Genomic DNA, 11,890 nt, shown 5'->3' with positions numbered 1-11,890 from the left:
CTCGGGGTGTTCAAATACGGTTACCAATAACGTGTCACCTGGGCCGATCAAATACTCGGGGGTCTTGTAGTTCAGCAGCTCCGGCGGCAATGGCTTGGGTTTGTGCCAGTTATTGTTTTGCAATACGCTGGCCGTCGTGATGGCAACAAGTGTCACCTTCGGAGCGCCCGGTTCATTGTCTTCTACTTCACCTGGAGTCATGTGCTGCCCGGGAGCAAATGCACAGCCTTGTAGAATAAGGCTGGAAAGCAGCACAACAGCTAGAGTTCGCTTCATAGAATTTTTCCTTTCAAATGTGCATGACGCACCGCAGTGATTTCTTTGCATCCCTTTCCTACACCGGTACTACTTCAACGCCCACGCCATGGCACACTCCACATAGAGCCGAGCCGTGCGAAGAAATTTTGAATGAGTTAAAAAGCGTTCTTGTTCAGAAAGCCTTTGAACAAGGTCAGCAGGATAATTTTCATGTCCAGCCAGACTGACCAATGCTCGATATATTCCAAGTCGAATTCGACGCGCTTCTGCATCTTGTCCAGCGTGTCGGTTTCGCCACGCCAGCCATTGATTTGCGCCCAGCCGGTAATGCCGGGTTTAACCTTGTGCCGCAGCATGTAACCGGAGACTTGTTTGCGGTATTGCTCGTTGTGCGCCACCGCGTGGGGGCGCGGTCCGACGATGGACATGTCACCGCGCAGCACGTTAAAAAATTGTGGTAGTTCGTCCAGCGAGGTGCGCCGCATAAACGCTCCAAGTGGCGTTACCCGAGCATCGTTGCGGGTGGCCTGGCGCACGATGTCGCCATTTTCCTGGACGGTCATGCTGCGAAATTTGTAGACCATTATCGATCGCCCATCCAGCCCATAACGCCGTTGCCGAAACAGTACTGGGCCGGGGGAGGTGCATTTGATGGCGATCGCAATCAGCATCAGGGGCAAGGCGATCATCAGCAGAATAACTGTGGACAACACGATGTCTTCCACGCGTTTGACCACGCGCCAGGCGCCGTCCATGGGCGAGTCGAAGATGCTGATGCTCGTCAGGCCGTTGATGCTTTCACTGCGTGCGTGCAGCAGTTCGAACATGAACATGTCGGGAATCAAATAGACTGACGCGGTGGTGTCGCTCAAGCTTTTCACTAGCTCGCGCAGGCGTTCTCCCGCCAGTGAAGAGGTGACGTAGATCTTGTCGATTTCACCGGCGCGGGCATCGTCGACCAGTTGCTCAAGATCGCCGCGTACCTCTACACGGCGGTCAATCGCCGAAACGTCTATTGGTTGGGGGTGTTCGTCGTAAAAGCCCTGTAGGTTCAAGCCCATCCAGGGTGCGCCGGCAATCGACATGGCCAAGCGCTCACCGCATTGTCCGGTGCCGACAATCGCGACGCGACGGGTGTTGAAGCCGTGCTGTCTCAGGGCTTGCAGCACGCTGCGAATCAGCACGCGATAACCACACAACACCCCTAACACCAACGAGTACCACGCCATTTGGCAGTTGTCCGGCAAACTGGCGTGGTGTAACAACAGATAGTCCACGGACAACAGGATGACGAATGTCAGGGCCCAGTAATTGAAAACCTTGCCCAGCTCGCGCAGGATGCGTTCCCCGCGCCAAGACCCGTACAGTTGGTGGTACTCGCTCAGCCAATGAAAGACCAGCACTGAGAGCATGATCAGCAGCCACGGCTCTGCGCCCATAGTCTTGCCTTCGAGACGGTTGACCCAATAACCGCACAGTACGATAACGGTTAGATCAAGCAGGCGATGAGCGACTGATAACAGCGAGTGGTTGGCGTGTAAGATGCCGCGAAAAGGAGCGCTCATGGACGGTACTCTTTCACACAGATTTTAGTGGGACTGCCCGCGCGCTGATCTCAGAGACCGTTGCTGACTTCGCCGGTACCAGCGTTGGCATGGGGGCGGGCACAGGGCGTCGGTGAGCTGTCCGGGTCGTCTCCAGTCGGGTGTCGACGAAGCTTTTGATTTCTTTTGCAAAACGTTCGGCAGAGAAACGTTCTGCATTGGCGCGGCAGGCCAGGGCGCTGATTCTCGGCTTGGCGTCTTCAAACTCATCAACCGCCGCGATGAGCGCTTGCGCGGTCTGCTCGTAGTAGAAAACCCCAGTTGGTATGGCCTGATCCAGGCCATTGATGGTTTCTAGTACGCCCCCTTTGCCAAAGGCGATCACAGGTGTGCCGCAGGCTTGGGCTTCCACCGGGCTGATGCCGAAATCTTCTTCAGCGGCGAAGACGAAGGCCTTGGCACTGCGCATGTGTTCACGCAGCGCGGCGAAAGACTGGTAGCCCAGCAGCGTCACGTTTGGTGCCTCGATAGCTCGGCATTTGTCCATCTCCGGACCTTCACCGATAACGATCAGGCGTTTGTCCGGCATGGCGGCGAAGGCTTCGATGATCATCGGCATGCGCTTGTACGGCACCATGCGTGAAGCCGTCAGGTAGTATTCCTGCTTGGTTTCTTGCAGGGTAAAACCTTCGGTGTCCACCGGTGGGTAAATCACGGTTGATTCACGGCGATAGGCTTTGGAAATGCGCCCGCTGATGAAATACGAGTTGGCGATAAAATCGTCAACGCCGGCAGCGGTACGCTGATCCCACATGCGGATGTAGTGGAGGATCATTCGTGCAATTTTGCTTTTTAGACCCCTGCTGAGTCCGGCCTCCAGTAAGTACTGGTGCTGTAAGTCCCACGCGTAACGGATGGGTGAATGCACATAACTGACGTGCAACTGGTCCGGGCCGCAGAGAACACCTTTTGCCACGGCATGGCTACTGGAGATAATCAGGTCGTATCCCGACAGATCCAACTGCTCGATGGCCAGAGGCATCAGTGGCAGGTATTTCTGGTAACTGGTTTTGGCTTTAGGCAGGTTTTGGATAAACGTCGTCTTGGCTTTTTTGCCGCCCAGATAGGCGCGGTCCTGGTCGCTTAGAAAGTCGATGACAGAGAACAAGTCAGCCTCAGGCCAAACCTTTATCAATGCCGCCAACACGCGTTCGGCGCCGGCATAGGTGACTAACCAGTCATGGACGATAGCGATTTTCATGGGATTCCCTTATTTATGGCGCACGCTCAGCGGAGGACCCAAGTGTCATGAGTCATGGCGTGGCGGTTTTTTAGGCGATCAGGGGAGCGCGGTAACCGGGGCTCAAGACTTACTGGAAGTGGGTTCGGTAGAGAGGTTTTCGCTGACAGTTTGCTGCACGGTCAGTGGCTTGGTTTTGCCGATCAGGGCGTCAATGCGTTGCGAGACACGCTGCGCAGAGTCCTCCCAGGAAAATCGGCTCACGTTGTTCAGGCCGCGACGGCGCAACGATTGACGCAAAGGCAAGTCGGTCAATACGCGCTCCATTGCGGTGGCCATGTGCTCGATGTCCACGGGGTCGAAATACAGGGCGCTGGCTTGCAGGACTTCGGGAATCGACGCTGCGTTGGCAGCAAGCACCGGGCAACCACAGGCTTGCGCTTCCAGCGGCGGAATACCAAACCCTTCGTATAACGAGGGGAAGATGAACGCGGTCGCGCCCTGATACTGAGCGATGAGTTCTGCGTCGCTGAGTCGACCGAGGAAGCGAATACGCGAATCACTGCTGGCAAGCCGCTGCAAACTTGGATCGGAAAAGATTTCGCTGGCGGCACCAACGATGTGCAACTGCAACTCATCGTGATGACGCAAGGACAGAAACGCTTCGATCATCCGTTTGAAATTCTTGTGCGCACTGGGCGAAGACACCGCCAGCAGGTACTCCTGCTTCTTGCCGCGTGCGGGCGGACCGGGTTGAAACGCCCCGCTGACGGCGTTCGGTACCACGAAAATCTTGTTTTCCGGGAAATTGTAAAACTCTGAAATTTCGCCCTTGGAAAAGCTGCTGACAGTGAGTAATGCCTTGATCCTCGACAGAAGGATCGGGGTCATCACCCGGTACAGCGTGCGAAACGCCCATGTGTAGCTTTCCGGATGGCGTATGTAGGTGATGTCGTGGTGAGTCGCGATCTGGTTGCGCACCATCAGCGGTGCGGTGCTGCTCAGTGAAACCAACAACGGGTTGCCTTGTCGGCGCAGGTAGCTTGGCAGGTCGAGTTGTTCCCAAACGTGGCCGCTGTGGCTGCCGACACACTGTACGTCCAGCGCCTTGGCGCTTTCGTGCATCTTGATGCCATGCGGTGCTACGAAAACAACGTCATTGCGAATGTGTTTAAGCGCTAGGCACGTCTGCTCAGCGAAGCGTTGTACTCCACGTAGTTCCTGAGTAAGAAAGCGTGCGTTGATCACAATCATGGGAGGCGACCTGAAAGTGTAAAAGCGTTGAAGTAGGGGCTTCACGCGTCGCGGTGACAGGACCTGCAACGCTACTGGGCAAAGAGGGGCGGGCGTGTACCCAGGCTAATTATTTTCGGGAACTCATTGATCTCCACCTCGGCTGAGCACCGATTTTCATCGCATTTCCAGGGGATGCCGCTGTCAAATCGACCTTTCTCCGGCTCGCCCGTGTCGATCAACTGCACATTGCCCTGTTGGATGCTGCTCGCGTCGACGCGGGTGGTTTGGCCTTCAGCGGTACTCCAGGCGACCAATATTTGTTCCGAATCTTTAGAAAAGCGCAGTAAGTAATTATTGTCGGCTTCGCGGCTTTTCTCCGCTTCGTAATGGAACTCACGCAGGGTGGGGCTGATGACTTTGAGTGTGCGATAGGCCGGCTTCGGTTCAAGGTTTTGCTGCAACAAACCGAAGTTCTGCTTTATCTCCGAGGGGTCAGAGCCTTCGTTGATCAGGTCGTACCACCACATTCCTTTGATGTCTGGCAGCGTGCGTCCGAGGAAGAAGCTGCGTGCCAAGTAAGCGGCTTGGGTCTTTTCATCGACGCCGCAGTTACCGTCGTTGCTGGGCCAGCCCACCTCTGTGAGGTACAAGGGCACCGGTTTGTTGGCAATCGACCTGAGGTTTGCGTCGACGTCGCGCAACCAGGCGATCCAGCCCTCCGGGGTGTGGCGTTCTACGTTTCGGCAATACACCGAAGGGTGCAGCGATATGCCATCAACCTTTGACAGCACATCGGCTTCGATCAATCGGTCAGCGAACCCAAGGTCGATGCCTTTACTGGTCACGGCACCGGCGAGAATTGTTACCCGTTTATTTTGCGAACGGATCCGCTGTACGGCCTCGGTGACTAACGCGCTGTAATCGCTGGATAGGGCGGTGTCTTCAGGACTCTCTTGGTCCCACTCATTCCATATCTCGTAAAAACCAACGCTGTCGCCCAACTGGCGGCTGACGAATTTTGTGTAGTTGGCGAAAGCGCTTCTGATCGGCGCGGTACGTGGTTTCGGATTGTCGCCGTAGAACGGATTGCCATACCCCAAGACCAATAACGGGCTGAGGCGGTGGGCAGCCGCTTCGCTCAGGTATTTCGTCCACACCGAGTCGATGTGCATCTGACCTTTGCGGGGTTCAACGGTCGACCAATAGGCATCGTCGCGTACTGAAGTAATCCCGGCGTCGGCGATCAATTTCATCGTACTGGCCAGGGATCCGCTTTTGTTCAATAAATGTGTGCCGACCCCAATGATGAACGGCTCTTCAGCCAGGGCCGAGAAACTGAAGAGCAATCCCATGAATAACAGTGAGAGTCGTTGGCGTGACCGGGTCCGATTCGAAGTGAACATCTCTCATCTCGTAGGGAGGCCGCAGCCGGAGCGTTTGCTCGTGGTCCTGGGCCGAGCAAGGCCGCTTAGTCTGTGCGGATTCAGTCGAAACGTTGTACCGCTGTGTGTTCGCTAACAAGGTTTAAACCAAGTGTGGAACGTGCAGATCTTTGCGTCGCAGTAGTTTGCACTGAAGCGTCTCAGAGAAAATGCGTTGGTACTGGTCGAGCATCAGGTCTTCGTCGATCATCGGTGCAACCGTGCTGCGAGCCTGAGCGCTGAGGCGGGCGAGCAGTTCCGGTTGCTGGTGCAGGCTTAACATCGCCTCGCCCAAGGTGCTCGGATCATCGGGGCTGCACAACAAGCCATTAACCTGATCTTCAATAATCTCAGGCAAACCACCCATTCTTCCAGCAATGACCGGCACCGAGTGCGCGCAGGCTTCAACGGCGACCATGCCGAACGGCTCACCCCAGATTGAAGGAACAACCGCCACGTCAATCTGGCTGTAAAATGCTTCCGGTTTTTGATAACCGACAAAGCTGATGTTTGGCGAAGTGACCAGCGCCCTGAGTTGCGCTTCATCATTGAGCTGTCCGCGCCCGGCAATCTGCAAGGTGGCGTCAAACGACAGGCTTTGAAACTGCTCGATCAACCAACGAACACCCTTGGCCTCAGACAGCGTGCCCATGTAGCCAAACCGCAGCGGCTTTACCGTGAGACTGTTTTCACCGTCCTTGGGCTCCGCTGTTGGGGCCGCAAAAGGGCTGCTGTTGTGCACGACGTGCGCATGAGCCCCCTTGAAGTAACCTTGACCCTGCAGGGTTTCGAGCATGAAACGACTGACGCCGATGACGCTTTCGACCTGTGCCGATCGTTCGTCGCAACCTCTACGGAACTGTTTACAGCTGTTGCATTGTTGCCGGCAGCATTTACCGTTCTTGAACATCGTGCTGCTGGGACACAGTAAGTACATATCATGCAGCACTTGTACGATGGGTATACCCGCTGCGGTGATCTCGTCCCACGCCGACACTGACCAGCCGCTGAGGTTGTGGCACACCACAATGTCAGGGCGTTCGCTGCTGATAACGTCGCGGACGTATTCGCGCATGCCGACGTTGTAGCGGTCCCGTAAGTGCCAACCGATTCGCCTCAAACGTCCCGGACGTTGGGCAGTGTGATGCCAGTAAAAGTTGCGGAGCCCGGCGCGGTAGACCTTGACCCGGTTTAGGCAATCGCTGCTAAGCCCTTTCTGCCCCCCAGTGGCCAGTACGACTACGTTGCATCCGCGCTTTTGAAGGCCTTCGGCGGTGCGCTGGAGAATTATTTCCGCGCCGCCGCCGATGTCTGGTGGGTAGAGACTGTTGATGAACAGAATTTTCATAATGGGTAAGACTGGTGCAGGCCGAGCACGCCGGTCTCACCGTCATGGATAGCTTTTTCGATGAGGCTTAAACGTTGTTCCGCGCCCTTGCGTTTGGCGATCAAACGCAACAAGCGGAAGAATACCCAGCGATTGAGGCTGTAGAGCCAAGACGATGAGGCCCAGATATTTTTGTCGAACCAGGCCTGATTGCGTGCGCCGTAATACGCGCGCAGGTCGGAACCACCGAGCAAAAAGCTCTCGTAAATGTTGTTAGTCTTGGCTTTGATGTTCCATGACTCTTCCAGGTCATCGAGCAGCGCGTCCGGTACCAGAAAAATTCGTCCGCCACTGGCGGTGATGCGCCAGGTGTATTCACTGTCATCGGCATACAACAACAGGGCGTCCAAAGGCAGGCCGATTCGTTGGTACAGGCTCCGATGGGCGAGTAAACCGCCGTAGGTAGCGAAGGGTAGTTGAACCATTGATTGCACATTCTGCTTCGCCCGAGGATGACCCCACGGCAGGCGACGCCAGATTTTGTACGGCAGTTGCGCAATATGGAAACCAAAGAAGCTTGAGCGTCTTTGAATCGCAAAACGCTTAGGCACGCCGGCGGCAAAGTCCGCCTGATGGGTCGGACGAAAGCCCAATACGGCAGCCTTGTCTCGACCATCGATGCGCTCGCGTTGGTATAAACAATGGTGAAGGGTCGCGATGGCGTTAATGGTCGGCGCGTTGTCGTCGTCCATCAACCAGATGTATTCGGCGCCTGCGTCCAGGGCTGCCTGAATCCCCACCGAATAACCTTTGGCCGAGCCGGTATTGTGCTGTAGGTAAATCACGTCCACCTGGCCAGGCCAGGCCCGAGTCAAGGACTCCAGCGGCGCCACCGATGCATTGCTGACGATGATTACTCGTTCAATTTGCGAGCTGGCCAGCGACCGGCTGACCAGGGTTTGCAGGTAGGGCAGCCGGTCGCCGTAAGTGAGCGTCACTAAAGTCGTTTTATGAGTCATTGTGCGCTTCCAGGATTTTAGAAAGTGTCCGCAGGTTTGCGTTCGGCACTCAGACCTGCGCCTCCATTCGCGTCAGGCTGCTGATCGGCAACGTGACCTTTTGCTCGCGCTGCAACAGATTGAGCAAAATGACGGCGCGCTCTTCACCGTCTGCAGTCAGGAATATTGCTTCCAAGTCGCAGAAGCTTCCGGATTTAATGCGCACGACCTCACCTTGTTGAAATTCCGTCTTGGGTTCCGGTAACGATAGGCGTTCGCGAATTTGCTGGATAAGGTCATCGTGAACCGGTACCGGATGCGCACCGAAGGTCACAATGCGCGCGACGCCTCGGGTCGAACGGATCGGGTACCAGTTGTCGTGCACCTGGTCCATGCGGATGAACAGGTAACCGGGAAATAACGCTTCTTCGCTGACGGCCCGTGGGTTGCGCTTTTTGGGCGCCCCGGCTTTGAGTGGCCGATAGCATTCGAACTGCTGACGTTGCAGGTGTTCTTCGGCACGAGCCTCTTGACGAGGTTTGGTCTGGATGAGGTACCAGCGCGCAGGGTTTTCCGAGTAAGTCATATCATTTCGCTCCACTGCAATCCGGGTTCGACTGGATATCAACGTAAGGCCATCATCCGTTGGCCCTGATCCGCTCAGGTTGCTCGTGCTCTACACCTGGGGAGACCGAGTAGTACTGCAGCAGCTCTTGCACTTGCTCGACACAATTGAACATCAGCACATCAATGATCGACAGGTTAGCAACGAACTCACCTTTGAACTGCCGGTATGCAATCGAATCCATCTTGAAGAAACGCAACGCTATGCCGTTGTCGGCAAAATAATCCGAGTCGTACAGCTCAATCCCGCCAATAGGGTTGAGATAGCGGTCGCAGGAAAAAGTTTGCACGATTTTTAGCACTCGATCCTGCTTATCCGTGGGTGTACCGATGTCCAGATCGGAGCCTCGCAAAATAGGCGTATCGATGTGCAAATAGCCGCACATTTCTCTGATCGAATGCTCTATGTATGACGCCAGATGCCGGGTTGGAAAGCGTAGCAGCCGTTCCAGAAGTGGCATCACTTGGGCGAAATACGGCGCTTTGGCATAACTCTGCTTAATGATGTTAAGCAGGCGAGCAGCCTCGTCATCAAATGATTCGCTCAACTGACGTTGGTTGATGGGTAAGTCGTACCGGTCGCGCTTCAGCGGGAAGGTAATCAGTTTGGCTTCGCCGTTAGAGAGAATGCGGTTTCGATTAACCCACCCAGACCGGATGTACTGCAAATCGTCGCCCAACACGAACACGTCTGCGGCGGCAATCAGTTGAAAATAGCCCAAATACGGGAACAGGTACGGCTGCATCATTGCAATTGTCCTGACCATACTTTTCTCCATGTAGGGTGATGTTATTGTCCATTACTTACGAACAGGGCTGTAGTCGTAGCCGTAAGCTGAGCAGTCGTAAGAGGCGGTCGAGGCTTTGCGCAGTACCCCGTTGAAAATCGCCCCTTTTATGACCACACCGTTTTGACCCAGCCTACGTTTGCTGGCTTCAATTTCTTTGACCGACGTAAGTCCAAAGCGGGTGACCAATAGGGTTGTCCCTGCCTGACGGCCGACCAGAGTGGCGTCAGTGACGGCAAGAATGGGCGGAGTATCGACGATCACCAGGTCGTACAGCGGGGCGAGCTCGGCAAGCAGCTTATTGAAGTTATCGTGCATCAGTAGCTCGGACGGATTCGGCGCGGCGAAACCGCACGAGATCAAATCCAGGTTCGTTACTTGGGTGGTGTTAATCACGTCTCTACTGGACAGCCGCGCGGCAAGTGTGTCGGACAAGCCATGTTTGTTTTGCAGGCCGAACACTTTGTGCAAGTAGCCTCTGCGCATGTCAGCATCGATCAGCAGCACGCGTTTGCCTGTCTGGGCAATGATCACCGCGAGGTTGCTGGATACGAACGACTTGCCGGAAGCCGGAGCCGGGCTCGAAATCATCAATACGTTATTGCGTGCTTCAAGCATGGCGAAGTGCAGGCTGGTACGCAGGCTGCGCAGGGACTCAACGGCTAGTTCGGTCGGCTCTGAGACGCTCAACAACTTCAACTCTTTACCTGTTGAGCGGCCCTGAGTCGTTTTTTCCAGGCGCTCCTGTTGACGCGAGTAGGGCAGAGAGGCATAGACCGGCATGCCGAGGTTTTCGATGATTTCCGGGTTTTCTACGCCGCGATAGAACGCCTGACGCAAGAACACCACGGTCACTGCAACCAGGGCACCGAGCAATGTCGCGAGGAGCACGATCAGCTTCTTCATCGGCTTGGCTGGTTCTTCAACGTTGGCGTCGGCGTTATCAATGATGCGTACGTTACCGATGCTGCCGGCACGCAGGATGTCCTGTTCCTGGCTCTTGTTCAGCAGCAGGGTGTAGGTCTGGGTGGTGACTTGCTGGTCGCGGGTCAAGCGCAGCAACTCCTGTTGGGTCACCGGCAGTGCCTCGATCTTTTTCAGCAGTGCTTGTTTCTGCGCTTCCAGTTGGCCCATCTGCGTCATCAAGGCGCGGTAGGTTGGGTGTTCCGGGGTGTAAAGGCGTTCGACTTCAACGCGTTTCAGCTTCAACTCGGACAACATTGAGTCGAGTTTAACCACTTGATCGAGTACTGATTTGGTTTCAATACTCAGGTCCACCGATTTGGCGCCGGCCTGGAATGCATTCAGTGCTTGTTCTGATTGTTCCAGTTGCTTGCGGACCAGTGGTAATTGCGAGCGCAGGAACTCAAGGCGCTGTGCTGCTTCGGCCGAACTGCGTTCAACGTTTTGCCGAACATACAGATGGCTTACCTCATCAAGAATCGTCTTGGCCTGAAGAGGGTTCGGGTCTTGAATAGATAAATAGATGATGCCCGAATCTTTACCGGCTTCTGTGATACTCAGGCGAGACTGATAGTCTAGCGCGCTGATCAGGGTACGTTGTTTGATCAAGGTGAACTCGGTTCCCGGACGAGCCTTAAGTGTCGCTACCTGAATTTTCACCCCGTTGCCTTCAACGGTTTGATTGGTCTGGCCGTTGAGCAACAAGCCACCGTCTTTATCAAACAATGAGAATGCATCGGCGCCATTGGCGACCAGGGTCATCTTTGCGCCGAGCAGGGCGTCGGGCACTTCCAATTGGAAAACATTGATTTGCTCGCCACCCCACGCGTAGTTGCGCAAGCCGAACATTGGGTCAGCCAGTGCTCCAGGGGTGTCGGGTTTGAACGTGCGAGCCATGTAAGCGCCGAACACCGGGAAGTAATTAGGTCGCTGAATAATATTCAGCTTGAGGTCTTCGACCACTTTGCCCAGTACTGCACGCGACTTGATCAGTTCAATTTCAGTGGTTGCTTGAGACACTGAAGATGGTTTGTTGTTGACCTCGGTAGTGCCTTCGATGCCGTTTTTTTTCGGCTCGATTTGAATCATCGCGTTGCCTTGGTAAATGGGCGTCGCCAGAATTGCGTAAGCCAGCCCGACCAAAAGGAAGACGCTGACGATGGACGCGATCAGTCCCTTGTGATCAAACAAGGTTCGCAAGACGGTTGCCAGGTCAATCTTGGTTTCCTGGTAAAGGTCGAGCGCAGGGCGGTTCATGACGGTCATTTATCGGGTTACTCCGACTGTAGGTATGGAAGCCAGTCATCGACACAGCGCGACAGGCGCTCGAAGGTCTGTTCAAAGGCTAATTTCGGGCGCCGGTAAGGGTCGGCTATTTCCAGTTCGTGTTGCCACTTGCCAATCAAAAACGTCTTGCCGCGTACTTCAGGCGCTATCTTCAAAATGCTGTGCAGTTGGTCGGTTTCCATCAGCAGAATCAGTTCCGCCTCG

The 11,890-nt window shown here is 55.1% G+C and carries 9 protein-coding genes and 2 pseudogenes; all 11 read right to left on the bottom strand.

Features of this window, described 5'->3' with window-relative positions:
• Positions 1–276: pseudogene (locus M0974_RS25375) on the bottom strand (capsular biosynthesis protein); the annotation flags it as partial.
• A gap of 137 nt (positions 277–413) precedes the next feature.
• Positions 414–1,823 carry an undecaprenyl-phosphate glucose phosphotransferase gene (locus tag M0974_RS25370; protein ID WP_297843546.1) on the bottom strand — a complete coding sequence of 470 codons (1,410 nt, stop codon included), beginning with the start codon at positions 1,821–1,823 and terminating at the stop codon, positions 414–416.
• 13 nt (positions 1,824–1,836) lie between these two features.
• A complete protein-coding gene (locus M0974_RS25365; RefSeq protein WP_367279049.1) occupies positions 1,837–3,063 on the bottom strand; it encodes a glycosyltransferase family 4 protein in 1,227 nt (408 codons plus the stop codon).
• A 102-nt stretch (positions 3,064–3,165) separates the two neighbouring features.
• Entirely contained in the window at positions 3,166–4,296 is a 1,131-nt protein-coding gene (locus M0974_RS25360; protein ID WP_297843543.1) for a glycosyltransferase family 1 protein, read from the bottom strand.
• Positions 4,297–4,367: 71 nt separating this feature from the next.
• The gene (locus M0974_RS25355) at positions 4,368–5,681 is read right to left on the bottom strand and encodes a cellulase family glycosylhydrolase (protein ID WP_297843542.1); all 1,314 of its coding nucleotides are present in this window, start codon (positions 5,679–5,681) and stop codon (positions 4,368–4,370) included.
• A gap of 121 nt (positions 5,682–5,802) precedes the next feature.
• Positions 5,803–7,047: a glycosyltransferase family 4 protein gene (locus tag M0974_RS25350; protein ID WP_297843540.1), complete on the bottom strand. Its 1,245-nt coding sequence runs from the start codon at positions 7,045–7,047 to the stop codon at positions 5,803–5,805.
• On the bottom strand, positions 7,044–8,045 hold the full coding sequence (locus M0974_RS25345) for a glycosyltransferase (protein ID WP_297843537.1): 1,002 nt from the start codon (positions 8,043–8,045) through the stop codon (positions 7,044–7,046). The genes M0974_RS25350 and M0974_RS25345 overlap by 4 nt, the downstream gene beginning before the upstream one ends.
• A 49-nt stretch (positions 8,046–8,094) precedes the next feature.
• Complete coding sequence (gene rfaH, locus M0974_RS25340) at positions 8,095–8,610, bottom strand: transcription/translation regulatory transformer protein RfaH (RefSeq protein WP_297843535.1); 516 nt, start codon at positions 8,608–8,610, stop codon at positions 8,095–8,097.
• A 52-nt stretch (positions 8,611–8,662) separates the two neighbouring features.
• Entirely contained in the window at positions 8,663–9,415 is a 753-nt protein-coding gene (locus M0974_RS25335) for a WbqC family protein (protein ID WP_297843532.1), read from the bottom strand.
• A 33-nt stretch (positions 9,416–9,448) separates the two neighbouring features.
• Complete coding sequence (locus tag M0974_RS25330; RefSeq protein ID WP_297843529.1) at positions 9,449–11,665, bottom strand: polysaccharide biosynthesis tyrosine autokinase; 2,217 nt, start codon at positions 11,663–11,665, stop codon at positions 9,449–9,451.
• 8 nt (positions 11,666–11,673) lie between these two features.
• Positions 11,674–11,890 (bottom strand): annotated as a pseudogene (locus M0974_RS25325) (low molecular weight phosphotyrosine protein phosphatase); the annotation flags it as partial.

Origin of the sequence: Pseudomonas sp. (assembly GCF_026224925.1) — a bacterium.
Classification (GTDB): Bacteria; Pseudomonadota; Gammaproteobacteria; order Pseudomonadales; family Pseudomonadaceae; genus Aquipseudomonas.
The sequence above is the reverse complement of the archived record's forward strand: the minus strand, read 5'-3'. Positions and strand labels throughout refer to the sequence as shown.